This is a genomic window from Burkholderia sp. Bp8984 (genome assembly GCF_003853755.1).
Classification (GTDB): domain Bacteria; phylum Pseudomonadota; class Gammaproteobacteria; order Burkholderiales; family Burkholderiaceae; genus Burkholderia.
This window is the reverse complement of the sequence record NZ_QTQN01000014.1, coordinates 13,466-38,824: the sequence shown is the minus strand read 5'-3', so window position 1 is coordinate 38,824 and position 25,359 is coordinate 13,466. Positions and strand designations below refer to the sequence as shown.

General features: G+C 66.8%; 20 protein-coding genes and 1 other RNA gene. 12 read left to right on the top strand and 9 right to left on the bottom strand.

Annotated elements, in window-relative coordinates; all coding sequences use genetic code 11:
* Nucleotides 1-26: 26 nt before the first annotated feature.
* On the bottom strand, nt 27-1,865 hold the full coding sequence (locus tag DID98_RS16195; protein ID WP_409362339.1) for a tetratricopeptide repeat protein: 1,839 nt from the start codon (nt 1,863-1,865) through the stop codon (nt 27-29).
* A 130-nt stretch (nt 1,866-1,995) separates the two neighbouring features.
* Here DID98_RS16195 and DID98_RS16190 point away from each other — a divergent pair, with 130 nt between their 5' ends.
* Nucleotides 1,996-3,660, top strand: a complete 1,665-nt coding sequence (locus tag DID98_RS16190; protein WP_044844852.1) for an FAD-dependent monooxygenase — start codon at nt 1,996-1,998, stop codon at nt 3,658-3,660.
* Nucleotides 3,661-3,668: 8 nt separating this feature from the next.
* Here DID98_RS16190 and DID98_RS16185 read toward each other — a convergent pair whose 3' ends face one another.
* The 4 genes from DID98_RS16185 to DID98_RS16170 are packed head-to-tail and all read right to left on the bottom strand — an operon-like array spanning nt 3,669 to nt 8,971.
* Complete coding sequence (locus DID98_RS16185) at nt 3,669-3,920, bottom strand: formate dehydrogenase subunit delta (RefSeq protein ID WP_124522090.1); 252 nt, start codon at nt 3,918-3,920, stop codon at nt 3,669-3,671.
* Between the two features lie 7 nt (nt 3,921-3,927).
* Complete coding sequence (fdhF, locus tag DID98_RS16180) at nt 3,928-6,879, bottom strand: formate dehydrogenase subunit alpha (protein WP_124571008.1); 2,952 nt, start codon at nt 6,877-6,879, stop codon at nt 3,928-3,930.
* 17 nt (nt 6,880-6,896) lie between these two features.
* Entirely contained in the window at nt 6,897-8,474 is a 1,578-nt protein-coding gene (locus tag DID98_RS16175) for an NADH-quinone oxidoreductase subunit NuoF (protein WP_044844849.1), read from the bottom strand.
* The gene (locus DID98_RS16170) at nt 8,471-8,971 is read right to left on the bottom strand and encodes an NAD(P)H-dependent oxidoreductase subunit E (RefSeq protein WP_044844848.1); all 501 of its coding nucleotides are present in this window, start codon (nt 8,969-8,971) and stop codon (nt 8,471-8,473) included. Before DID98_RS16170 ends, DID98_RS16175 begins: the two co-directional genes overlap by 4 nt.
* A gap of 130 nt (nt 8,972-9,101) precedes the next feature.
* Between DID98_RS16170 and DID98_RS16165 the strand changes: the two genes are divergently transcribed.
* The 3 genes from DID98_RS16165 (at nt 9,102) to DID98_RS16155 (ending at nt 11,244) form a co-directional block, all read left to right on the top strand.
* Entirely contained in the window at nt 9,102-10,208 is a 1,107-nt protein-coding gene (locus tag DID98_RS16165) for a substrate-binding domain-containing protein (RefSeq protein WP_124571007.1), read from the top strand.
* A gap of 101 nt (nt 10,209-10,309) precedes the next feature.
* A complete protein-coding gene (locus DID98_RS16160; protein ID WP_044844846.1) occupies nt 10,310-10,579 on the top strand; it encodes a hypothetical protein in 270 nt (89 codons plus the stop codon).
* A gap of 311 nt (nt 10,580-10,890) precedes the next feature.
* Nucleotides 10,891-11,244 carry a DUF4148 domain-containing protein gene (locus DID98_RS16155; protein WP_059599002.1) on the top strand — a complete coding sequence of 118 codons (354 nt, stop codon included), beginning with the start codon at nt 10,891-10,893 and terminating at the stop codon, nt 11,242-11,244.
* A gap of 269 nt (nt 11,245-11,513) precedes the next feature.
* Here the strand turns inward: DID98_RS16155 and ssrA are convergent.
* From ssrA to ompA, 4 genes are all read right to left on the bottom strand, one after another.
* Nucleotides 11,514-11,883: a transfer-messenger RNA gene (gene ssrA, locus DID98_RS16150) on the bottom strand.
* 17 nt (nt 11,884-11,900) lie between these two features.
* Nucleotides 11,901-12,617: a phosphoglycolate phosphatase gene (gene gph / locus DID98_RS16145; RefSeq protein ID WP_124571006.1), complete on the bottom strand. Its 717-nt coding sequence runs from the start codon at nt 12,615-12,617 to the stop codon at nt 11,901-11,903.
* Between the two features lie 13 nt (nt 12,618-12,630).
* Nucleotides 12,631-13,329, bottom strand: coding sequence for a bifunctional 2-polyprenyl-6-hydroxyphenol methylase/3-demethylubiquinol 3-O-methyltransferase UbiG (gene ubiG / locus DID98_RS16140; protein WP_044844843.1), 699 nt, complete (start codon nt 13,327-13,329; stop codon nt 12,631-12,633).
* A 152-nt stretch (nt 13,330-13,481) separates the two neighbouring features.
* Nucleotides 13,482-14,153: an outer membrane protein OmpA gene (gene ompA, locus DID98_RS16135; protein ID WP_044844842.1), complete on the bottom strand. Its 672-nt coding sequence runs from the start codon at nt 14,151-14,153 to the stop codon at nt 13,482-13,484.
* 536 nt (nt 14,154-14,689) lie between these two features.
* Here ompA and gyrA point away from each other — a divergent pair.
* From gyrA to rpsA, 8 genes are all read left to right on the top strand, one after another.
* Nucleotides 14,690-17,293, top strand: a complete 2,604-nt coding sequence (gene gyrA / locus DID98_RS16130; protein WP_124571005.1) for a DNA gyrase subunit A — start codon at nt 14,690-14,692, stop codon at nt 17,291-17,293.
* Nucleotides 17,294-17,376: 83 nt separating this feature from the next.
* Nucleotides 17,377-17,976, top strand: a complete 600-nt coding sequence (locus DID98_RS16125) for a DUF2059 domain-containing protein (RefSeq protein ID WP_044844860.1) — start codon at nt 17,377-17,379, stop codon at nt 17,974-17,976.
* A gap of 172 nt (nt 17,977-18,148) precedes the next feature.
* A complete protein-coding gene (gene serC, locus DID98_RS16120) occupies nt 18,149-19,231 on the top strand; it encodes a 3-phosphoserine/phosphohydroxythreonine transaminase (RefSeq protein ID WP_124487823.1) in 1,083 nt (360 codons plus the stop codon).
* Between the two features lie 34 nt (nt 19,232-19,265).
* Nucleotides 19,266-20,348 carry a prephenate dehydratase gene (gene pheA, locus DID98_RS16115; protein WP_044844839.1) on the top strand — a complete coding sequence of 361 codons (1,083 nt, stop codon included), beginning with the start codon at nt 19,266-19,268 and terminating at the stop codon, nt 20,346-20,348.
* A gap of 187 nt (nt 20,349-20,535) precedes the next feature.
* Nucleotides 20,536-21,462, top strand: a complete 927-nt coding sequence (locus tag DID98_RS16110) for a prephenate dehydrogenase/arogenate dehydrogenase family protein (RefSeq protein WP_124487824.1) — start codon at nt 20,536-20,538, stop codon at nt 21,460-21,462.
* A 20-nt stretch (nt 21,463-21,482) separates the two neighbouring features.
* Nucleotides 21,483-22,787 (top strand): 3-phosphoshikimate 1-carboxyvinyltransferase, encoded by a 1,305-nt coding sequence (aroA, locus tag DID98_RS16105; RefSeq protein WP_124571004.1) that lies wholly within the window; start codon nt 21,483-21,485, stop codon nt 22,785-22,787.
* A 12-nt stretch (nt 22,788-22,799) separates the two neighbouring features.
* Nucleotides 22,800-23,486 (top strand): (d)CMP kinase, encoded by a 687-nt coding sequence (gene cmk / locus DID98_RS16100; protein WP_044844836.1) that lies wholly within the window; start codon nt 22,800-22,802, stop codon nt 23,484-23,486.
* 142 nt (nt 23,487-23,628) lie between these two features.
* Nucleotides 23,629-25,341, top strand: a complete 1,713-nt coding sequence (rpsA, locus tag DID98_RS16095) for a 30S ribosomal protein S1 (RefSeq protein WP_044844859.1) — start codon at nt 23,629-23,631, stop codon at nt 25,339-25,341.
* Nucleotides 25,342-25,359: the final 18 nt, after the last annotated feature.

Sequence of the window (25,359 nt, the reverse complement as noted above, 5' to 3'; positions counted from 1 at the left end):
CCCTTTTTTTGTCTGCGCTCGGGTATTCAGGCGTCGCGCAGCGCGGCGGCGACCGCCGCCGCCACGTCGAGCCATTGTCCCGGTGCGGACTGGCGGGCGAGCCTCGCTCGCGGATACCACGGACGGTCGTCGCCGGTGAACCAGCGCCAGTCGGATGCGAACGGCAGCATGATCCACAGCGGCTTGCCGAGCGCGCCCGCGAGGTGCGCGACCGCCGTATCGATCGTGACGACGCCGTCGAGCCGTTCGATCAGCGCTGCCGTGTCGGCGAAGTCGTTCAGCCGCCCGTCGAGGCGATGCATGCGGGGATGCGCGTCGACGCGTGCCCGTTCGTCGTCGTCGAGCGCCGGCTGCAGCACGATCCAGTCGATGTCCGGCAGCGCGAGCAGCGGCGCGAGCGCGTCGAACGGCATCGAGCGGTTTTCCTGTGCCTGCCGGCGTCCCGTCCACGCAAGGCCGAACTTGCGCTTCGACTGGCCGCCCAGCGAGCCGCGAAAGCGCCGCTGCGTGCTGTCCGGCACGTCGAGGTAGCGTGTGCCCGCGACGATGTCGGCCGGCTGCAGGCCGAGCAGGAACGGCAGGCTCATCAGCGTGCATGCGACGTCCGCCGCCGGCGGCTTCGCGGCGCCCTGCGCGACGAGCGTCACGCGCCAGCGTGCCGCGGCCGGTGCGAGCAGCGCGACGAGTTCCGGCTGCACTTCGAGCACGACGCGCGCGCAACGCGCGCGGGCGAGCGGCACGAAGCGGACGAACTGCAGCGTGTCGCCGAAGCCCTGTTCCGCGCGGATCAGCAGCGTGCGCGCGGCAATCGGCTCGCCTTGCCAGCGCGGCAGCGTGCCGAGCGGCGTCGCGCCCGGCGTGTCGTGGCGCGTTTCGTACGCGGACAGGCCGCGGGCGAAGTCGCCCAGCGTCAGCAGCGTTACGGCGCGGTGCAGCTGCGCGAGTTTCAGGTCGGGGGCGACGCGCAGCGCCTGGTCGAACGCGCGCAGCGCCATCTCGTGCGCGCCGAGTGCGTGATGCGCGTTGCCGAGGTTCAACCACGCGAGACTGAACGACGGATCGAGACCGACCGCGCGTTCGTAGTAGGGCAGCGCTTCGCGCTGGCGTGCCTGCGCGCACAGCGCGTTCGCGAGCCCGAAGAGGGCGAGCGGAAACGGCGGGTGCAGCGCGAGCGCGGCTTCGAATGCGGCGGCGGCTTCGCCATGACGGCCGAGCGCCTCGAGCGTGTTGCCGAGATTGAAATGCGCGGCGACAAAGCGCGGCTGCGCGGCGATCGCAGCCTGGAAATGGGCGATCGCGTCGTCGGCCCGGCCCATCGCGTTCAGCGCCATCGCGAGATTGTTGTGCGCGCCGGCATGCCCGGGCCGCAGCTCGAGCGCGCGATGGAATGCGGCGAGCGCATCGTCGTGACGGCCGAGCGCATTCAGCGCGTTGCCGAGGTTGTTGTGGATCGATGCGTCGTCCGGTGTGAGCCGAAGTGCACGGGCAAATGCGTCGACGGCATCTTCGTGGCGCTGCAGTGCCGCATAGGCGTTGCCGAGGTTGTAGTGCGCGAGCGGAAATTCGGGCGCGAGCGTCAGCGCGTTGCGAAAGCGGTCGATCGCTTCGTCGAGCCGGCCGAGTGCCTTCAGCGCGTTGCCGAGATTGAGCTGCAGCGCGGCGTCGTTCGGGCGCAACTCGACCGCACGCCCGACGAGATCGGCCGCCTCGGCATGCTGGCCCTGCTGATGCCGCAGCACGCCGAACAGATGCAGCGCGTCGGCGTCGGCGGGATGAGTGGCGAGTGCGGCGCGATAGCCGTGCTCGGCCTCGGCGAGGCGGCCCGCGCGGTGCGCGGCATACGCTCGGTCGAATGCGGATTCCATGACGCGAAAACTGACGGAAAGCGTGTATTTTCCCACACTGCGCGCGGGCACCCCAGATCGGCCGGTCGGCATATGGCCCCGTCACGCGGAGCGGCGTAGACTTGCACAATCGCGTGTCATCGAGGTTCTCATGGCTGACACACTGCTCGATATCCCGCCGGTGCTGATCGTCGGCGCAGGCCCCACCGGCCTTGCCGCAGCGATGAGTCTCGCGCGCGCCCGCGTGCCGGTGCGCATCATCGACCGGCTGGCCGTGCCCGCGCCGTATTCTCGCGCGATCGGTATCCAGGCACGCACGCTCGAACTGCTGGAGCAGCATCGCGCGGTCGAACCGTTTCTCGCGCTGGGTCATCGCGCCCATGCGGCCGCGCTGCATGCGGACGGCCGCGTGATCGCGCGGCTCGATTTCGATCCGCTGCAAACGCGTTATCCGTATCTGCTGTTTCTCGACCAGAGCATCACCGAGCGGCTGCTCGCCGAGCATCTGGCCGGGTTCGGCGTGACCGTCGAACGCGGCGTCACGCTCACCGCATGCGATGCGGGCGGACCGTCGCTCGACGTGACGATCCGCGATGCCGACGGTCGTGAACAGGCGTTCGCGCCCTCGTACCTGATCGCCGCCGACGGCGCGCACAGCACGGTGCGCCACCTGCTTGGCCTGGGCTTCGCCGGGCATGCGTTCGAGCAGACTTTCCTGCTCGCCGATTTCGCGGCGATACCCGACTGGCCGGACGAGGAGATCCATCTGTTCACGACGCCCGACGGCATCGCGGGGCTGTTTCCGATGGGCGGCGGCCGCTACCGGCTCGTTGCCGACCGGCCGCCCGGCAGCGACGCATCGCCCGACGGACTCACGCCCTCGACCCCGTCGCTCGACGAATGCGAGGCGATCGTGCGCGCGCGCGTCGGTGCGTCGATTGCGCCGAGCGATCTCGCGTGGTCGACGTATTTCCGCCTGCATAGCCGGATGGTCGAGCGACTGCGTCACGGGCGGGTATTCTTCGCGGGCGACGCCGCGCACGTTCACAGCCCGGCGGGCGCGCAGGGCATGAACACGGGCATCCAGGAAGCGTTCAATCTTGGCTGGAAGCTCGCGCGCGTGCTCGGCGCGGGCACGCCGGAGCGCCTGCTCGACACGTATCACGCCGAGCGCCACCCGATCGAGCGTGACGTATTGCGGCAGACCGGCCTCGTCACGCAGATCGTCGAAGCCGACCACGGCGCGATGAAGCTGCTGCGCGATCATGTCGTGCCGCTGCTGGCGTCGTTCGGGCCGGTGCGCGACGCGGTACGCCGCACCGTCAGCGAGCTCGGCGTGCAATACCGGAAAAGCCCGCTCACGCTCGAACGCGTGCTCGACGGCGGGCCGCGCGCAGGCGAGCGAGCGCCCGACGCGCTCGTGCACGTGGTCGACGGGCCGCTCGGGCGGGCGCCCGGAACCGCGCGGCTATACGACCTGCACGACCCCGCGAGCTTTACGCTGCTGCTGCTCGAGGAACCGGCAGGAGCCGACGCCGGCGAGACGGGCGACGTGCCGCCGATGCCCGCGGATGCGCAGGCGCTTGTGCAGGGGCTGGAGCGGATCATGCCGGGCGCCGTGCGAACATGGCGCGTCGCCGATGCCGAAAGCGACGGCACGGATGGGCTTGCGCAGGTATACGGCCGCTCGAGGCCGTCGTTCTACCTGCTGCGGCCCGACGGCTACATCGCGGTGCGCGGCCGTACCGCCACCGACGCGAACGCGCTGCTGCGCCACTGCGAAAGCTGGTTCGCGGGCATGTCGGTGCCTGCGTAGCGGGGCGCTCAGGCGGAGGCCGCGGCTGGTACGAGCGATGCGCGGTGCGCGGCGATCGCGTCGCGCACGATCGGCGCCGCGCGTTGTCCGGCCGCGCTCGACGGATCGTCGAGCGCGGCGAGCAATGCACGACGCATCCGCGGTTCCCAGAAGCGCCGGATATGCTCGGCGATCCCGCTCAGCGCTTCTTCGCGATCGGGCATCGATTCGAAGAACGCGCCGATCTGGTTGGCCATGTCGACCAGGTGTCCGTTGTCCATCGCTTCCTCACTTGCCCGTCGTCACGACGGCCGGCGTGGCGGCGCGGCGCTCGAGCAGGTCGAGCTGCTCCGAGTTGAAGCGCGCATACGCGCGCTGCCACTCCGACGGCTGCGCGACCGGCATCACCTGCACGGCCGTCACCTTGTATTCCGGGCAGTTCGTCGCCCAGTCGGAGCTGTCCGTCGTGATCACGTTCGCGCCCGATTCGGGGAAGTGGAACGTCGTGTACACGACACCCGGCTGCATGCGGTCGGACACGAGCGCGCGCAACACGGTCTGGCCCGCCCGCGATTCGATGCCGACCCAGTCGCCGGTCCGGATTCCGCGGTCCTCCGCGTCGTGCGGATGGATCTCGAGACGGTCCTCTTCGTGCCACTGCACGTTCTCGGTCCGGCGCGTCTGCGCGCCGACGTTGTATTGCGACAGGATGCGGCCCGTGGTCAGGATCAGCGGATAGCGCTGCGTGACCTTTTCCGGCGTCGGAATGAACTGCGTGATCACGAACCGGCCCTTGCCGCGCACGAATGCGTCGATGTGCATCGTCGGCGTGCCGTCCGGCGCCTGTTCGTTGCACGGCCACTGGATGCTGCCGAGCGCATCGAGCTTCTCGTACGACACACCCGAGAAGGTCGGCGTGAGCCGCGCGATCTCGTCCATGATTTCCGACGGATGCGTGTAGTGCATGTCGTAGCCGAGCGCCCGCGACAGCAGCAGCGTCACTTCCCAGTCCGCGTAGCCCGCGAGCGGCGGCATCACCTTGCGCACGCGCGAGATGCGGCGCTCCGCGTTCGTGAACGTGCCGTCCTTCTCGAGGAACGTCGAGCCCGGCAGCAGCACGTGCGCGTATTTCGCGGTTTCGTTCAGGAAGATGTCCTGCACGACGATGCATTCCATCGACGACAGCGCGGCCGCGACGTGCTGCGTGTTCGGGTCCGACTGGACGATGTCCTCGCCCTGGCAATAGAGGCCCTTGAAGCTGCCGTCGAGCGCCGCGTCGAACATGTTCGGGATGCGCAGCCCCGGTTCCGGCTGCAGCGTGGCCGACCATGCCTGTTCGAACTGCGTGCGTACGACTTCGTCGCTGATGTGCCGGTAGCCGGGCAGTTCATGCGGGAACGAGCCCATGTCGCACGAACCCTGCACGTTGTTCTGGCCGCGCAGCGGATTGACGCCGACGCCTTCGCGGCCGATGTTGCCGGTCGCCATCGCGAGGTTCGCGATGCCCATCACCGTCGTCGAGCCTTGCGCGTGTTCGGTCACGCCGAGGCCGTAGTAGATCGCGGCGTTGCCGCCCGTCGCATAGAGGCGCGCGGCTTCGCGCACCAGCGCGGCCGGCACGCCCGTTACGTCGGCGGTCGCTTCGGGCGAGTTCTCGGCGCGCGATACGAAGTCGCGCCATTGCTCGAACGCGCGCGTGTCGCAGCGTTCGGCGACGAATGCGTCGGCGACGAGCCCCTCGGTGACGATCACGTGCGCGAGTGCGTTGACGATCGCGACGTTGGTGCCCGGGCGCAGCTGCAGGTGATGCGTGGCCTTCACGTGCGGGCCGTCGACCACGTCGATGCGGCGCGGGTCGATCACGATCAGCTTCGCGCCCTCGCGGATGCGCCGCTTCATGCGCGAGCCGAACACCGGGTGCCCGTCGGTCGGGTTCGCGCCCATCACGACGATCACGTCGGACTGGCCGACCGACGCGAAGGTCTGCGTGCCGGCCGATTCGCCGAGCGTCGTCTTCAGGCCATAGCCGGTCGGCGAGTGGCACACGCGTGCGCAGGTGTCGACGTTGTTGTTGCCGAACGCGGCGCGCACGAGCTTCTGCACGAGGTAGGTTTCCTCGTTCGTGCAGCGCGACGACGTGATGCCGCCGATCGAATCGCGGCCGTACTTCTGCTGCAGCTTGCGGAACTGCGTCGCCGCGTAGGTGAGCGCCTCTTCCCAGCTGACTTCGCGCCACGGGTCGGTGATCTTCTCGCGGATCATCGGCTTCGTGATGCGGTCCTTGTGCGTCGCGTAGCCCCATGCGAAGCGGCCCTTCACGCACGCGTGGCCTTCGTTCGCGAGGCCGTTCTTGTGCGGCGTCATGCGCACGACCTGCGTGCCCTTCATCTCGGCCTTGAACGAGCAGCCGACGCCGCAGTACGCGCAGGTCGTGACGACCGAATGCTCGGCCTGGCCGAGCCGGACGACGGATTTTTCCTGCAAGGTGGCCGTCGGGCACGCGGCGACGCACGCGCCGCACGATACGCATTCCGATGCCATGAACGATTCGCCTTCGCTGGCGGCGACGCGCGATTCGAAACCGCGCGCGGCGATCGTCAGCGCGAACGTGCCCTGCGTTTCCTCGCATGCGCGCACGCAGCGGTTGCAGACGATGCACTTCGACGGATCGTACGTGAAGTACGGATTCGATTCGTCCTTCTGGTCGCGCAGGTGATTCGCGCCGTCGAAGCCGTAACGCACTTCGCGCAAGCCCACCACGCCCGCCATGTCCTGCAGTTCGCAGTCGCCGTTGGCGGGGCAGGTGAGGCAGTCGAGCGGATGGTCGGAGATGTACAGCTCCATCACGTTGCGGCGCAGCGACTGCAGCCGGTCCGACTGCGTACGCACCTTCATCCCGGCTTCGGCGGGCGTCGTGCACGATGCCGGATAGCCGCGCCGGCCTTCGATTTCGACCAGGCACAGACGGCACGAGCCGAACGGTTCGAGCGAATCGGTCGCGCAGAGCTTGGGCACGTTGACGCCGGCTTCGATCGCGGCGCGCATCACCGACGTGCCGGCCGGCACCGTGACCGGCTGGCCGTCGATTTCGAGCGTGACGTCGGTATCGGCATGCCGTTGCGGCGTGCCGTAGTCGGTTTCGTCGAACGGATCGCGCACGCGCGCCTCAGCGGCGCTCTTGCACGCGCATTGGCCCGAGCCGCAGCCGCCTTGGCGGACGTTGTTCGTGTCGAGGGACATGCAGGGCTCCTTCTGGGTCAGGCCGCAGCCTTGACCGGACCCGACGCGGCTTGCTTGCCGGCGGCGAGCCCGAAATCTTCGGGGAAATGGTCGAGCGCGGACAGCACCGGATACGGCGTCATCCCGCCCATCGCGCACAGCGAGCCGGCGAGCATCGTGTCGCACAGGTCGCGCAGCAGCGTGACCTGACGCTCCGACGTGTCGCCTTCGCGAATCCGCGCGATCGTCTCGACGCCGCGCGTCGAGCCGATCCGGCAGGGCGTGCACTTGCCACACGATTCGATCGCGCAGAACTTCATCGCGTATTCGGCGAGCTCCGCGAGATTCGACGTGTCGTCGTGCAGCACGATGCCGCCGTGGCCGACCACCGCGCCGATCGCCGCGTACGCCTCGTAGTCGAGCGGCACGTCCCACTGGTGTTCGGGCAGGTAGGTGCCGAGCGGGCCGCCGACCTGGGCGGCGCGCGCGGGCCGGCCGCTGGCCGTGCCGCCGCCGTAGTCGAACAGCAGCTCGCGCAGCGTGACGCCGAACGCGAGCTCGACGAGGCCGCCGTGGCGGATGTTGCCCGCGAGCTGGAACGGCAGCGTGCCGCGCGAGCGGCCCATCCCGTAGTCGCGATAGAACGCGGCGCCGCGCGCGAAGATCACCGGCGCGGTCGCGAGCGTGATCACGTTGTTGATCACGGTCGGCTGGCCGAACAGCCCGGCGAGCGCCGGCAGCGGCGGCTTCGCGCGCACGACGCCGCGCTTGCCTTCGAGCGATTCGAGCAGCGCCGTTTCCTCGCCGCACACGTACGAACCGGCGCCCTTCGCGACGTGCAGGTCGAACGCATGCGCGGAGCCGAGCACGCGTTCGCCGAGCCAGCCGGCTTCGCGAGCCCGCTCGATCGCCGTTTCGAGTGCCGCGATTGCATGCGGGTATTCGCTGCGCACGTAGATGTAGCCGAGCGTCGCGCCCGTCGCGATGCCCGCGATGATCATCCCTTCGATCAGGCAGTACGGATCGCATTCCATGAGCAGGCGATCGGAGAACGTGCCCGAATCGCCTTCGTCCGCGTTGCAGACGATGTACTTCTGCGCGGCGCGCGCCTGCCGGACCGTGCGCCACTTGATGCCGGCCGGGAAGGCCGCGCCGCCGCGGCCGCGCAGCCCCGATTCGATCAGCTGCTCGCACGCGGCGTCGCCGTCGAGTGCGAGCGCGTTCTTCAGGCCGGCGAGGCCGTCATGCTTCAGGTAGTCGTCGATCGACAGCGGATCGGTCAGGCCGATGCGCGCGAACGTGAGGCGCTGCTGGCGCGCGAGATAGGGCAGCGCGTCGACGAGGCCGACGCCGCTCGGGTGCGTGCCGCCGTCGAGCCAGTTTGCATCGAACAGGGCGGGCACGTCGGCCGCCGACAGGTTCGCGTAGCCGACGCGCCCGGCGGCCGTGCCGACCTCGACGAGCGGCTCGAGCCACAGCAGCCCGCGCGAACCGTTGCGGATCAGTTCGATCGCGACGCCGCGCCGCTCGGCTTCCGCGACGATCGCGGCGGCGAGGGCGTCGGCGCCGAGCGCCAGCGCGGACGAATCGCGCGGAACGTAGATGCGGGTCGTCATGCGGCCTCCGGGGTGTGGGCGGCCGCGTCGGCGAGCAGGGCGTCGAACTTCTCCGGCGTGACCTTTGCGTGCAGTACGCCGTTGACCGTCATCGACGGCGATTGTGCGCACAGCCCGAGGCAGTAGACCGACTCGAGCGCGACGTCGCCCGGCGCGTGCGCGTCGGCGCCATCGCCGTGCGCGGCGTCGAACCGGCAACCCGTGCGCGCTTCCGCGTGTGCGGCCAGCGCTTCGCAGCCCATGCTGCGGCACGCCTCGGCGCGGCACATCTGGATCGTCACGCGCGCGGGCGGCGCGGTGCGGAAGTGGTGATAGTAGGTGAGCACGCCGTGCACTTCGGCACGCGACAGATTCAGCGCCTTCGCGAGCGGCGCGACGCAGCCTGCCGGTACGTAGCCGGCCTCGTCCTGGATCGCATGCAGGATCGCGACGAGCGAGCGGCCGGCGCGCGCATGACGCTCGACCAGCGCGTCGGGCGCAGGGGAATTCGGGGACATCGTTGTGCTCCTCCAAAGTCTCATATGTGCCCTTGATTCATATAGTGCACACCGGGACTTCGTCCTGATTGATTTTGAGCAACGATAAGCGGAAGATTTCGCAGTCGCAATAGGAAATCGGAGTACATAATTGATTCGAATCGAATGCGACGCGTATCTGACCGTACGCGACACGGAGGGCCGCACGGCGAGCCTGTCGGATGTCGCCCCGTTGCTGGAGCTCGTGGCCGATACGGGCAGCATTGCACAGGCCGCGCAGGCGAAAGGGCTGTCGTATCGGCACGCGTGGGGCATGCTGCGGGCGCTGGAGGCGTGCGTCGGCGGCGAGTTGATCGAGACCGCGCGCGGCAAGGGATCGACATTGTCCGAGCTGGGGCAGGCGGTCGTCGACGCGCAGCGGCTCGCGCGCAGCCGTCTCGACGGGAACCTGCGCGCGCTGGCGGCCGAGGTGGCGAGCGACCTGAACCGGCGGCTCGCACAGCGCGACGGCGCCGTGCGCATCCATGCGTCGCACGGCTATGCGGTTGCGGCGCTCGTTTCCGCGCTCGTCGATGCGCAGGCCGCCGTCGACATCAAGTATCGCGAGAGCGTCGAGGCCGTGCAGGCGCTCGCGCGCGGCGAATGCGAGCTGGCCGGCTTCCATCTGCCGCGCGGCGCGTTCCGCGAACGGTGCGCGCAGATCTACCGGCCGTGGCTCGACGACACGCGTCACGTGCTGATTCATCTGACGCGTCGCCAGCAGGGGCTGTTCGTGCCGCGCGGCAACCCGAAGCAGGTCGGCGGGCTGGCCGATCTCGCCCGCCACGACATCCGCTTCGTCAATCGGCAGCCGGGGTCGGGCACGCGCATGCTGCTCGATCTCGCGTTGCGGGCGATCGGCATCGATCCCGAGCGTATCGACGGCTATGCTTCGGCCGAGCTCACGCACTCGGCGATCGCCGCGTTCGTCGCGAGCGGGATGGCCGATCTCGGCTTCGGCGTCGAGCCGGCCGCCCGTCATTTCGGGCTCGATTTCATCCCGGTCGTCGACGAGGACTACTACTTCGCGTGCGAACGCGCGCAGCTCGACTCGCGGCCGCTCGCCGGCGTGCTCGCCTTGCTGCGCGATGCACGTTTCGTCGAGCGCGTCGCGCATCTCGACGGCTACGATCCGGCGGCGTGCGGGACGCTGGCCGGTGTCGCGGAGGGCCTCGCCGGTACGGTCGCGGCCGGTACGCCGGACGGCAACGCACGGTAACGGGAATGCATGCGAGCCGCGCTGCAGCAGCGAGGGATTTGCGCTACGCTTGCCGCTTGATCAACGTTCCAACAAGCACGCCGTTCAGGCGTCATCCCGCCATGAAACTTTCCGTTCCCTTCGCCGCGGCAGCGTTGACCGCAGGGCTTCTCGTCGCTGTTTCGCCGTTTGCGCTTGCGCAGAATTCCCCGGGCGTGCCTGGCGGCATCCTGAGCGAACAGTTCCGCTTGAACGAGCATCCGCAGATGCCGTTCGCGGCGTCCGCGCCGTCGCAGAAATACCAGAGCGGTAAGAAGTCGGCATTGCGCCGCAAGGGCGATATGGGGGATCCGAACGGCTGCAACCTGAAGTGCCCGCTGGACACTCAATAACCAAGGCAGACGCGCCGGGTCGTCGTCGACGCGTCTGTGCGGCCGTGCCGCGCCGATGCCGCGCGATTCTTTTCGAGCCCCGCAGGGCATGCTGCCTTGCGGGGCTCGTGCTTTATGGCCGGTCGTAGTCCAGTGCGATCGTGCGATGCCGGATCGGGTGTCTGTCGAGATTCTAGGGTTAACCCTTAATTCAGGAAGGATGTCTTCCTGAAACCTGCCTTATTCTTAAGCATCCGCCTACATAAACTTCGGTTTGTCAGCGATGAACGGGTGTTCACCGCGAAATCAGACAAATCTGGAGGTAGGTCATCATGAAGTCGCTCGTTCAAGCCGTTGTCGTTGCTGCCGCTCTCGTTGCTCCGGTCGTTTCGTTTGCGCAGTCCGGCTCGGCACTCACCCGCGCACAGGTTCGCGCCGAACTGGTTCAGCTCCAGCAGGCCGGTTACAACACCGCCCGCGGCGAAGATCCGCACTATCCGGAAGCGATCCAGGCCGCAACCGCGCGTGTTGCAGAACAGCAGCGCAGCGCGTTGGCCCAGGCGCAAGGCGCCGACGCCAGCGGCTACGGCGCGCAGGTGCAGGGCGCATCGGCAGCGGGCTCGCGTGCGATCGGCGTGCGTCCGGCCAGCGCGGAAGAAATGAAGTCGCTGTATCGCGGCAGCTAAGCTGCGCATTGCCTGGCGGGGCCACGGGGCCGGTGCGACGATGCATCGCGTCCGGTCGCGGTGCCGGGCAGGGCGTCGTCCGCTGCGCTCGAGCGCAGCGCGGACGGCGCCGAACCTCCGTTACCTCCTGTCGCCTGCTCACCGGCGGCATTCCGCCTGGCCCGCTCGGGGCCGGGCGCTTTTTCGGAGGGCGCGGGAGGTGGGCGCACCGGCAACAAAAAACCCCGCAGACTCGCGTCGTGCGGGGTTCGTGCGTCAAGCGCGGAATTTGGTGGAGGCGGCGGGAATCGAACCCGCGTCCAGAAGCGCTCCACGACTAGTTCTACATGTTTAGTTCAGTCATTTGATTTAACCGCAGCGACGCGGACGAACACGCTGCACTACGGCGATTCGCTAGGTTTTCGACCCTGGCGTCGCGACGCCGACAGGGCTTAACTGACGTAAATGACCTCTGGCGGTATTGCTACCGGTCTTGCGACACTAGCCCGTCAGTGAACTAGGCAGAGGACGGCGGCCGTTAGGCTGCCAGTGCGAACGTATCGTCGTTTGCAGTTACGATTTTCCCATTGATTAACGAGGTGACGGGTCCTCGACATGCCCTAGCCGCTTCACAACCCCTGTCGAAACCAGGTCGCCCCCGCGGATAAGATCAAACATTATAGCCCAACATCGCGCAACAGTTCGCGCAGTTCCTGCGTCGAGCCGACGAGATGCTGTGCCTGCCAGTCGGCCGGCGCGGCACCGTCGCCGCAGTAGCCATAGGCAGCCGCGACGGTTGCCATCCCTGCCGCGCTGCCGGCCTGGATGTCGCGAAGGTCGTCGCCGACATAGACGATGCGCTCGGGCGCGAGCGTCATCTGTCCGGCCGCGTGCAGCAGCGGGGCCGGATGCGGTTTCGAGTGCGGCGTTGTGTCGCCCCCGACGATGCAGGCCGCGCGCGGCGCAAGGCCGAGCAGGTCGGCGAGCGGCGCGGTGAGGCGCATCGCCTTGTTCGTGACGATGCCCCAGCGCACGCCGCGCGCATCGAGTTCGTCGAGCACGTCGCCGATGCCGGGGAACAGCACGGTGTGCACGCAGATGTCCGTCGCGTAATTGGTCAGGAACTCGTCGCGCATCGCTTCGTAGCCGGCCGATTGCGGGCCGATGCCGAATGCGCCGCCGAGCAGGCCGCGCGCGCCGGCCGATGCCAGCGGCCGCAGCACGTCGAGCGACGTTTCGGGCAGGCCGCGCACGCGCTGCATCTTGTTGACGGCGGCGGCGAGATCGGGCGCCGTGTCGGCGAGCGTGCCGTCGAGGTCGAACAGCACGGCATCGCAGTGCAGCAGGCGCGGCTCGTCGAGTGCGGGCCGCCCGGTCGAAAGGGGAGTCGTCATGCCGGTCGGAAGGTCACGCGCCGCGGCGGCACGCGACGAGATAGTTGATGTCGGTATCGTTCGACAGCGCGAAGCGCTTGCCGATCGGGTGATAGGTAATGCCCTTGATCTCCACGATATGCAGATCGGTCCCGCGCACGAAGCTCGCCAGTTCCGACGGGCGGATGAAGCGCGCGTAGTCGTGGGTGCCCTTCGGCAGCATCTGCGCGATGTACTCCGCACCGATCACTGCGAACAGGTAGGACTTCAGGTTGCGGTTCAGCGTGGAGAAGAACACCCAGCCGCCCGGCTTCACGAGCGTCGCGCACGCGGCGACGACGCCGGCCGGCGACGGGACGTGCTCGAGCATTTCCATGCACGTGACGACGTCGTAGGTGCCCGGCTCGCGTTCGGCAATCGCTTCGGCGGCGATCGCCTCGTAATCGACCGTGATGCCGCTTTCGAGGCTGTGCAGGTCGGCCACGCCGAGTGCTTCGGTCGACAGGTCGATGCCTTTCACCTGCGCGCCGAGTCCGGCCATCGATTCGGACAGGATGCCGCCGCCGCAGCCGATATCGAGCGCGCGCTTGCCGGCGAGGTGCGCATGCGAATCGATCCAGCCGAGCCGGACCGGGTTCAGGTCGTGCAGGGGCTTGAATTCGGCATTCGGATCCCACCACCGATGGGCGAGGTCGCTGAATTTCTGGAGTTCGTGCGGATCGGCGTTGGTCATGTCGGCAAACGGGCTACGGAAGGAGGGCGGTGCTGCGGTTCGTCAGACCCGAGTATATAAGGGGGCGCACAACGAGGCCAGCGAGCGCCTGGGCGGGCGTCAAAGAAAAAGCCCCGCCGGAGCGGGGCTTTGAAGCAGTCGAAAACCGCGGCTTACTGTGCCGGAACGGTCGTCTTCTGGACTTCTTGCGTACCGACCACTTCGACTTCCACGCGGCGGTCCGGTGCGAGGCAGGCGATCAGTTGCTTGCGGTTCTTCTGGTTGCAGCCCGTCGTGACCGGGTTGCGCTTGCCCTTGCCTTCCGTGTAGATCTTGTTGGCCGGGACACCCTTGCTGACCAGGTACGACTTGACGGCTTGCGCACGGCGCAGCGACAGGCGGTCGTTGTACTTGTCCGAACCGATGCGGTCCGTGTAGCCCGTAGCGACGACCACTTCCGTGTTCATGCCCTGGATCTTCGAAGCCAGTTCGTCCAGCTTTTGCTTGCCCAGCGGCTTGAGCGTTGCCTTGTCGAAGTCGAACAGTGCGTCGGCTTGATACGTGATCTTCTGGCTCGTGATTGCCGGAGCGACCGGTGCGACCGGAGCCGGTGCCGGTGCCTGGGCGACCAGTGCGCCATCGCACTTCGCGTTGGCGGTGGCCGGCGTCCAGAACGCGTCACGCCAGCAGAGCTCGTTCGTGCCGTTCATCCACACCCATTCGCCCGTGCCGTTCACCCAGTTGTCGTTGACGGCTTGACGCGACGCCGGCACCGACTGTGCCGAAGCGGATGCAGCCATAACTGCGGTAGCTGCAATGAACGCGAGCTTTGAAAGTTTATTCATATTTCTCCTCTCGAAATTGAGATTACCGCAGGTTTACTGCGAGCCTGTTGACGGTGACAAGTCATACATTGCTCGAAGTATAACATTGGTGCGGCACAAAAAACGCGGCACCGCTCTGTGTAGACTTCGAGCAGCGTCTAACTTTCAGTGCGTTGGCATTTTGCCATATCGTTCCCTTCCTACGAAAAAAAATCCTCCCCACCCTAAGATCGCTTCAACTTTGTGGTGCATGCGCAACACCGGCCTGCCGTAACTTTTAGAGATTGTCAAGAGTGGGTCCGCGAAATTGCGCGAAAGGCCGCAAATGTTTACCCGCGTGCGCGACTCGGATCCGCGCGGCCCCCGAGCCGCCTGAAGGGGCGCGATCGCGGCCGGTTCGCGGTGCCGCTGCCGTGGTCGCGATTTTTGCTGTTTACATATAGAGGGGGTGGCGAATCGGCGGCTGATGGGCGCATGTTAGAATCTCGCGTTGCGTTGCGCATGCAGCGCCCACGCGAAAGGCGTTCGCCGTCTTCGCTCCGAAACGATACGGATACATGGATCAATTCGCCAAAGAGACCCTGCCCACCTCCCTAGAGGAGGAAATGCGCCGTTCGTATCTCGATTACGCGATGAGCGTGATCGTCGGACGTGCCCTTCCGGATGTCCGCGATGGCCTGAAACCCGTGCACCGGCGCGTATTGTTCGCGATGCACGAACTGAACAACGACTGGAACCGCGCGTACAAGAAATCGGCGCGTATCGTCGGTGACGTGATCGGTAAGTATCACCCTCACGGCGATACCGCGGTGTACGACACGATCGTGCGGATGGCGCAGGACTTCTCGCTGCGCTACATGCTGATCGACGGGCAGGGCAACTTCGGCTCGATCGACGGCGACAACGCCGCGGCGATGCGTTACACCGAAATTCGCATGGCGAAGATCGGTCACGAGCTGCTCGCCGACATCGACAAGGAAACGGTCGACTTCGAGCCGAACTACGACGGCAACGAGATGCAGCCGTCGGTCCTGCCGTCGCGCATCCCGAACCTGCTGATCAACGGCTCGTCGGGCATTGCGGTCGGCATGGCGACCAACATCCCGCCGCACAACCTGAACGAAGTCGTCGACGCGTGCCAGCACCTGCTGGGCAACCCGGAAGCGACGATCGACGAGCTGATCGAGATCATCCCGGCGCCGGACTTCCCGACGGCCGGCATCATCTACGGCGTCGCCGGCGTGCGCGACGGCTACCGCACCGGGCGCGGCCGCGTCGTGATGCGCGCGGCCACGCACTTCGAGGAGATCGACCGCGGCCAGCGGATGGCGATCATCGTCGACGAGCTGCCGTACCAGGTGAACAAGCGCTCGCTGCTCGAGCGCATTGCCGAGCTCGTCAACGAGAAGAAGCTCGAGGGCATCTCCGACATCCGCGACGAGTCCGACAAGAGCGGCATGCGCGTCGTGATCGAGCTGAAGCGCGGCGAAGTGCCCGAAGTGGTGCTGAACAACCTGTACAAGGCGACGCAGCTGCAGGACACGTTCGGCATGAACATGGTCGCGCTGGTCGACGGCCAGCCGAAGCTGATGAACCTGAAGGAAATCCTGCAGTGCTTCCTGTCGCATCGACGCGAAGTGCTGACGCGCCGCACGATCTACGAACTGCGCAAGGCCCGCGAGCGCGGCCACGTGCTCGAAGGTCTTGCCGTTGCGCTCGCGAACATCGACGAGTTCATCGCGATCATCAAGGCCGCGCCGACGCCGCCGATCGCGAAGCAGGAACTGATGGCGAAGCCGTGGGATTCGTCGCTCGTGCGCGAGATGCTGACGCGCGCCGAGACCGAGAACGCATCCGCGGGCGGCCGCTCCGCGTACCGTCCGGAAGGCCTGAACCCGGCGTTCGGGATGCAGACCGACGGGCTGTACCGTCTGTCCGACACGCAGGCGCAGGAAATCCTGCAGATGCGTCTGCAGCGCCTGACCGGTCTCGAGCAGGACAAGATCATCGGCGAGTACCGCGAAGTGATGGCGCAGATCGCCGACCTGCTGGACATCCTCGCGCGCCCGGAGCGGATCACGACGATGATCGGCGAAGAGCTGACCTCGGTGAAGGCCGAATTCGGCGACGCGCGCCGCTCGAAGATCGAGCTGAACGCGACCGAGCTGAACACCGAAGACCTGATCACGCCGCAGGACATGGTCGTCACGATGTCGCACGCGGGCTACGTGAAGTCGCAGCCGCTGTCCGAGTATCGCGCGCAGAAGCGCGGCGGTCGCGGCAAGCAGGCGACGCAGATGAAGGAAGACGACTGGATCGAGACGCTGTTCATCGCGAACACGCACGACTACATCCTGTGCTTCTCGAACCGCGGCCGCGTGTACTGGGTCAAGGTCTATGAAGTGCCGCAGGGCTCGCGCAACTCGCGCGGCCGTCCGATCGTCAACATGTTCCCGCTGCAGGAAGGCGAGAAGATCAACGTCGTGCTGCCGGTCAAGGAGTTCTCGGCCGACAAGTTCGTGTTCATGGCGACGTCGCTCGGCACCGTGAAGAAGACGCCGCTCGAGGCATTCAGCCGCCCGATGAAGAAGGGCATCATCGCGGTCGGCCTCGACGAGGGCGATTACCTGATCGGCGCGTCGATCACCGACGGCGCGCACGACGTGATGCTGTTCTCTGACGCCGGCAAGGCCGTGCGCTTCGACGAGAACGACGTGCGCCCGATGGGCCGGGAAGCGCGCGGCGTGCGCGGCATGCAGCTCGAGGACGGGCAGCAGGTCATCGCGCTGCTGGTTGCCGGCAGCGAGGAGCAGACCGTGCTCACCGCGACCGAAAACGGCTACGGCAAGCGCACGCCGATCACCGAGTACACGCGTCACGGCCGCGGCACGAAGGGGATGATCGCGATCCAGACGTCCGAGCGCAACGGCAAGGTCGTCGCCGCGACGCTCGTCGACGCCGAGGATCAGATCATGCTGATCACGACCGCCGGCGTGTTGATCCGGACGCGTGTGTCCGAGATTCGCGAAATGGGGCGCGCCACGCAAGGTGTTACACTCATCAGTCTCGATGAGGGTACCAAGCTCTCCGGCCTGCAGCAGATCGCGGAAGCCGAAGAGGGCGATGGCGAGGCCGACGAGGCGTCGGACGGCGAAGCCTGAAGAACGGATGAGACTCGAGCCGCCGCGGGCGAAAAGCGCCGCGGTCGGCGAGCAACCATTCATATTTCCAAAAGGGAGTGATGATGCAAAAGCAATTCAAGCAACTGGTTCTGCTGGCTGCACTGGTGCCGACGTTCGCGATGGCGCAAGCGCTGTCGAATTCCGCACCGGCTGCGACCGCGGCAGCTGCGCCGATCGACGCCGACAAGAAGGCAGCGATCAAGGATCTGCTCGACGCGATCGACGCGCCGAAGCTCGTGTCGGCTATCGGCAACAGCGCCGAGATGCAGGCAAAGCAGCTCGTGCCGGCGATCCTGTCGGACGCGCTGTCGGAAAACAAGTCGCTGAACGACAAGCAGAAGCAGGCTGCCGTGCCGACGCTGCAGAAGAACGCAGTGCCGAAGCTGGTTGACGGCGCGGGCAAGGTGTTCGGCTCGCAGCAGTTCCAGAACGATGCGATGTCGGCTCAGTACGACGCTTATGCGAAGTACTACAGCACGTCGGAGATCAAGGATCTGACGACGTTCTACAAGAGCCCGACGGGCCGCAAGTTCATCCAGGTTCAGGATCAGGTCGGTCGCGACGTGGTCAACGGCCTGATGCAGAAGTACATGCCGCAAGCGATCCAGGCGACGCGCGCGCAGGCTGACAAGGAAGTCGCGGCAGTCAAGCCGGGCAAGTAAGCCGTCCGGGCACGCCGCCCGGCCGTTCGGCCGGGTTTGGCGGGAGCCTGATGACAGTGCGATAATGGCCGTTTGCGCGCGAGCGCAAGCGGCCATTTCTTTTCAGGCGCGGTTCTTTCTGCCGGCGGCAAGCCGGTCGCAAGCCGGTCGCGTCCCTCCCGAGGTTTTCACGATGCGCGTCTTTAATTTCTCCGCCGGTCCTGCGGCGCTCCCCGAGGAAGTGCTGCGGCAGGCCGCCGACGAAATGCTCGACTGGCACGGCAGCGGCATGAGCGTGATGGAGATGAGCCATCGCGGCAAGGAATTCATGTCGATCCACGAGGCGGCGCTGACCGACCTGCGCGAACTGCTCGATGTGCCGGCCAGCCACCGGATCCTGTTCCTGCAGGGCGGCGGCATCGGCGCGAACGCGACCGTGCCGATGAACCTGCTCGGCTCGCGCAAGACCGCCGACTTCGTCGTGACGGGCTCGTGGTCGCAGAAGTCGTTCAACGAAGCGAAGAAATACGGCACGCCGCATCTGGCCGCCTCCGGCAAGACGGCCGACGGTTTCACGCGCGCGCCTGCCCGTGCCGAGTGGCAGCTGTCGGACGATCCGGCCTACGTGCATCTGTGCACGAACGAGACGATCGACGGCGTCGAGACGTTCGAGATTCCCGACCTCGGCGACGTGCCGCTCGTCGCCGATGTCTCGTCGCACATCCTGTCGCGCCCGATGGACGTCGCGAAGTACGGCGTGCTGTTCGGCGGCGCGCAGAAGAACATCGGGATAGCCGGCGTGACGGTCGTGATCGTGCGCGAGGATCTGCTCGATCGCGCGCTGTCGATCTGCCCGTCCGCATTCGAATGGAAAACCGTCGCCGAGAACAACTCGCTGTACAACACGCCGCCCACCTATGCGATCTACGTCGCGGGCCTCGTGTTCCAGTGGCTGAAGCGGCAGGGCGGCCTCGAGGCGATCGAGGCCCGCAATATCGAGAAGGCGAAGCTGCTCTACGACACGATCGATGCGAGCAGCTTCTATCTGAACAAGGTCGAGCCGGCGGCGCGTTCGCGGATGAACGTGCCCTTTTTCCTGGCCGACGAAACGCGCAATGAAGACTTCCTTGCCGGCGCAAAGGCGCGCGGGTTGCTGCAGCTGAAGGGCCACAAGTCCGTCGGCGGCATGCGGGCGTCGATCTACAACGCGGTGCCGCTCGAGGGCGTGCAAGCGCTCGTCGAGTACATGAAGGACTTCGAACGGCGCGGCGCCTGAGCGCGGCGCTGTTCAAACAGCACGGCAACTACGCATGGACGACGAACTGAATTCCCGCCTGAAACCGCTGCGCGACCGCATCGACGCGATCGACGCGCAGCTGATCGCGCTCCTCAACCAGCGCGCCGCGGTGGCGCTCGAGGTGGGCGAGGTCAAGAAGCACTTCAATGCGCCGGTGTTCCGGCCGGAACGCGAACTGCAGGTGATCGCGCGCCTGCAGGACATGAGCGCGGGGCCGCTCGCGAGCGAGCACATCAGCGCCATCTGGCGCGAGATCATGGCCGCGAGCCGCGCGCTCGAGCAGACGATCCACGTCGCGTTCCTCGGGCCGGTCGGCACGTACAGCGAACAGGCGATGTTCGAGTATTTCGGCCAGTCGATCGAAGGGCTGCCGTGTCCGTCGATCGACGAGGTGTTCCGCTCGGTCGAGGCGGGCGCGTCCGCATTCGGCATCGCGCCGGTCGAGAATTCGACCGAAGGCGCGGTGTCGCGCACGCTCGACCTGCTGCTGCAGACGCAGTTGCTGATCAGCGGCGAACTCGCGCTGCCGATCCATCACAACCTGCTCACGCAGAGCGGCACGCTCGACGGCGTGAAGCGCGTCTGCGCGCATGCGCAGGCACTCGCGCAATGCCAGCAGTGGCTCGCCGCGAACGCACCGCAGCTCGAGCGGCAAGCAGTGTCGAGCAACGCGGAGGCCGCGCGTCTCGCGGCGGCCGACCCGAGCGTCGCGGCGATCGCGGGCGACCGCGCGGCCGCGCACTACGGGCTGCAGATCGCGTTCTCGCTGATCCAGGACGATCCGCACAACCGCACGCGCTTCGTGATCATCGGTAAGCAGCCGGCCGGACCGAGCGGTCACGACCAGACCTCGCTGATCGTGTCGGTGAAGAACGAGCCGGGCGCGGTGTTCAAGCTGCTCGAACCGCTCGCGCGGCACGGGGTGTCGATGACCCGCTTCGAATCGCGCCCGGCGCGCGTCGGCACGTGGGAGTATTACTTCTACATCGACATCGAAGGGCACCGGGACGAGCCAGCCGTGGCCGCCGCGCTCGCGGAGCTCGGCCAGAAGGCCGCGTTCCTGAAGGTACTCGGTTCGTATCCGCGCGCGCGCTGACGCGCAGCGGCCCGTCGCCTGCACCGCGCAGGCGGCGCGGCGAAGCGGGCAGGGCAGGCCGGGCGGCGCTGCCCAAGGCGGGCTCGGGCGGTATCCGGTGCAGGTCGTGCCGGGTGCGGGCCCGTTGCCCGGAATCTGGACTTCCGCGCGCGGGGCATCGTTCCGCGCGCGTCACTTGGCTCTTGTCGTGTCAGGCTTTGCATTCAACAAACTGGTCATCTTCGGCGTCGGCCTGATCGGCGGATCGCTGGCGCGCGCGCTGCGCGAGCGCGCACCGGGCGGCGCGGGCGAAGTCGTCGGCGTCGGCCGTTCCCGTGCGTCGGTCGAGCGCGCGCTCGCGCTCGGCGTGATCGATCGCGCGGCGGCGCTCGACGACGATGCGCAACTGCGCGACGCGCTTGCCGGCGCCGATCTCGTGCTGCTGGCCGCGCCCGTCGCGCAAACGGGCCCGTTGCTCGCGCGCATCGCCCCGTGGCTCGAGGCCGCGACGCTCGTCACCGACGCGGGCAGCACCAAGTCCGATGTCGTCGCGGCGGCGCGCGAGGTGCTCGGTGCGCGGATCGCGCAATTCGTGCCGGGCCACCCGATCGCCGGGCGCGAGTCGAGCGGTGTCGAGGCCGCGCTGCCGGATCTGTACGTCGGCCGCAACGTCGTGCTGTGCCCGCTGCCGGAGAACGCACCCGACGCGGTCGCGCGGATCGACGCGATGTGGCGGGCGACCGGCGCCGACGTGCGCACGATGAGCACGGCGCAGCACGATCGCGTGTTCGCGTCGATCAGCCATCTGCCGCACGTGCTGTCGTTCGCGCTCGTCGAGCAGATCCTCGGCGAGACGGATGCCGAACTGAAATTCTCGTATGCGGCGGGCGGCTTCCGCGACTTCACGCGGATCGCGGCGTCGAGCCCGGAAATGTGGCGCGACGTGTGTGTCGCGAATCGCGCGGCGCTGCTCGACGAGCTCGACGGCTACACGCGCGTGCTCGCCCGGCTGCGTGCGGCGATCGACGCCGGCGACGGCGCGGCGCTCGAAGCCGTGTTCACGCGCTCGCGCGCGGCCCGCAAGGCATGGCAGGAACGCGGCGCTCAGCCCGCTGCCGAACCGGTCAAGAAATAACAGGAAACAGGACGATTCCCATGGACTATCTCGATCTCGGCCCGTATTCCAGTGCGTCGGGCACCGTGCGCCTGCCCGGCTCGAAGAGCATCTCGAACCGTGTGCTGCTGCTTGCGGCGCTTGCCGAAGGCGATACGACGATCACCAACCTGCTGGATTCCGACGACACGCGCGTGATGCTCGATGCGCTCGGCAAGCTCGGCGTGAAACTCGCGCGCGAGGGCGACACCTGTGTCGTCACCGGCACGCGCGGCGCGTTCACCGCGAAGACCGCCGACCTGTTCCTCGGCAACGCGGGCACCGCGGTGCGACCGTTGACGGCGGCGCTCGCGGTCAATGGCGGCGACTATCGCGTGCATGGCGTGCCGCGCATGCACGAGCGGCCGATCGGCGATCTCGTCGACGGCCTGCGGCAGATCGGCGCGCAGATCGACTACGAGCAGAACGACGGTTTTCCGCCGCTGCGGATCAAGCCTGCGGCGATCGCGGTCGACGCGCCGATCCGCGTGCGCGGCGACGTGTCGAGCCAGTTCCTCACCGCGCTGCTGATGACGCTGCCGCTCGTGAAGGCGAAGGACGGCAGGACCGTCGTCGAAGTCGACGGCGAACTGATCTCGAAGCCGTACATCGACATCACGATCCGGCTGATGGAGCGCTTCGGCGTGACCATCGAGCGCGACGGCTGGCAGCGCTTCGTCGTGCCGGCCGGCGTCCGCTACCGTTCGCCGGGGCGCATCATGGTCGAGGGCGATGCGTCGTCGGCCTCGTACTTCCTCGCGGCCGGCGCGCTCGGCGGCGGCCCGCTGCGCGTCGAGGGCGTGGGGCGCGCGAGCATCCAGGGCGACGTCGGCTTTGCGAATGCGCTGATGCAGATGGGCGCGAACGTATCGATGGGCGACGACTGGATCGAGGTGCGCGGCATCGGCCACGACCATGGCAAGCTCGAGCCGATCGACATGGACTTCAACCTGATTCCCGACGCGGCGATGACCATCGCGGTCGCGGCGCTGTTCGCGAGCGGCACGAGCACGCTGCGCAACATCGCGAGCTGGCGCGTGAAGGAAACCGACCGCATCGCCGCGATGGCGACCGAGTTGCGCAAGGTCGGCGCAATCGTCGAGGAAGGCCCCGACTATCTGGTCGTCACGCCGCCGCAACAACTCACGCCAAACGCCGCGATCGACACGTACGACGATCACCGGATGGCGATGTGCTTCTCGCTCGTCAGTCTGGGCGGCGTGCCCGTGCGAATCAACGATCCGAAGTGCGTCGGCAAGACGTTCCCCGACTATTTCGACCGCTTCGCCGCGCTCGCCAAGGCCTGACCCACCGTACCGATGAAATCGACCCGACCCTTTCACCCGACCCCCGTCATCACGATCGACGGTCCGACCGCTTCCGGCAAGGGGACCGTCGCCGCGCTCGTCGCCGCGCATCTCGGCTTCCACCTGCTCGACAGCGGCGCGCTGTATCGTCTCGCCGCGCTCGCGAGCGTACGCTACGGCATCGCGGCGGAGGACATCGACGCGCTCGTGAAGCTGATCGACGATCTTCACATCACGTTCCGCGAGGGCTGCGCGCAGCTCGACGGCGTCGACGTGTCGAACGACATCCGCGCCGAAGCGGTCGGCAACCGCGCGTCGGCGATTGCCGTGCATGGGCCGGTGCGTACCGCGCTGGTCGCGCGCCAGCGCGCATTCCGCAAGACGCCGGGCCTTGTCGCCGACGGGCGCGACATGGGCACCGTGATCTTCCCGGACGCCGTGCTGAAGGTGTTTCTGACGGCCAGCGCCGAGGCGCGCGCGGCCAGACGGCATAAGCAATTGATGCAAAAAGGTTTTTCTGCTAATATAGATGACTTGCTCCGGGATCTTCGTGAACGTGATGCGCGCGACAGCAATCGCGCCGCCGCGCCGCTGAAGCCCGCGGCAGATGCCAAGCTGCTCGATACGTCGGCGCTTTCGGTCGATGAAGCGGTCGACCAGGTGCTGCAGTGGTACCGGGCGCTCGGCCAGCCCGCCTGAGAAGGCGGGCGGCAGTAGGTGCTTCGCGCGGGCAGCGCGGAGCGTGTTTCGAACCCTTAACCCCGTATGGACCTCGATCTGGCCCTTTCAGCCTGCCATTCCGGCCGGCGTGGCACAGCGAGCCATGCACAATCAGATTTTTATGTCCGACCTGCAAACCTCCACCCCGAATACCGAATCCTTTGCGGCTCTGTTCGAAGAGTCGCTGACCCGTCAAGACATGCGCGCCGGCGAAGTGATTTCCGCCGAAGTCGTGCGCGTCGACCACAACTTCGTGGTCGTCAATGCAGGCCTGAAGTCCGAGGCTTACATTCCGATCGAGGAATTCCTGAACGATCAGGGCGAGGTTGAGGTGCAGTCGGGCGATTTCGTGTCCGTCGCGATCGACGCACTCGAAAACGGCTACGGCGACACGATCCTGTCGCGCGACAAGGCGAAGCGCCTGGCATCGTGGCTGTCGCTGGAAAAGGCCCTCGACAACAACGAACTCGTCACCGGCACGATCACCGGCAAGGTGAAGGGCGGCATGACCGTGATGGTCAACGGCATCCGCGCGTTCCTGCCGGGTTCGCTGGTCGACACGCGTCCGGTCAAGGACACGACCCCGTACGAAGGCAAGACGCTCGAGTTCCGCGTGATCAAGCTCGATCGTAAGCGTAACAACGTCGTGCTGTCGCGTCGTGCAGTGATCGAAGCAACGCAAGGCGAAGAGCGCGCGAAGCTGCTCGAGACGCTGAAGGAAGGCGCGATCGTCAACGGCGTGGTCAAGAACATCACCGACTACGGCGCGTTCGTCGACCTCGGCGGCATCGACGGCCTGCTGCACATCACCGACATCGCATGGCGTCGCGTGCGTCACCCGAGCGAAGTCCTGTCGGTTGGCCAGGAAGTCACCGCGAAGATCCTCAAGTTCGACCAAGAGAAGAACCGCGTCTCGCTGGGCATCAAGCAACTGGGCGACGATCCGTGGGAAGGCATCTCGCGCCGTTACCCGTCGGGCACGCGCCTGTTCGGCAAGGTCACGAACATCACCGACTACGGCGCATTCGTCGAAGTGGAATCGGGCATCGAAGGCCTCGTCCACGTGTCGGAAATGGACTGGACCAACAAGAACGTTGCGCCGTCGAAGGTTGTCCAGCTGGGCGACGAAGTCGAAGTCATGGTCCTCGAGATCGACGAAGACCGTCGTCGTATCAGCCTCGGCATGAAGCAGTGCAAGCCGAATCCGTGGGATGACTTCAGCCGCAACTTCAAGAAGGGCGACAAGATCACGGGCGCAATCAAGTCGATCACCGACTTCGGCGTGTTCATCGGTCTGCCGGGCGGCATCGACGGCCTGGTCCACCTGTCGGACCTGTCGTGGAGCGAAGCCGGCGAAGAAGCCGTTCGCAAGTACAAGAAGGGCGACGAAGTCGAAGCGATCGTGCTCGGTATCGACGTCGAGAAGGAGCGTATTTCGCTCGGCATCAAGCAGCTCGAAGGCGACCCGTTCAGCAACTACGTTGCAATGAACGACAAGGGTTCGATCGTCGACGGCGTGGTGAAGTCGGTCGATGCGAAGGGCGCTGTCATCACGCTGACGGGCGACATCGAAGGCTACCTGCGTGCATCGGAAATCTCGCAGGATCGCGTCGAAGACGCACGCAACGTGCTGAAGGAAGGCGACAAGGTCAACGCGATGGTGATCAACATCGATCGCAAGTCGCGTGGCATCAACCTGTCGATCAAGGCGAAGGATTCGGCTGAACAACAGGAAGCGATCCGCGGCCTGCAGTCGGACACCAGCGCTGCTGCGACCGGTACGACCAACCTCGGCGCGCTGCTGAAGGCGAAGCTCGACGGCCAGAACCAGTAAGCCTCACGAGGTCTGCTG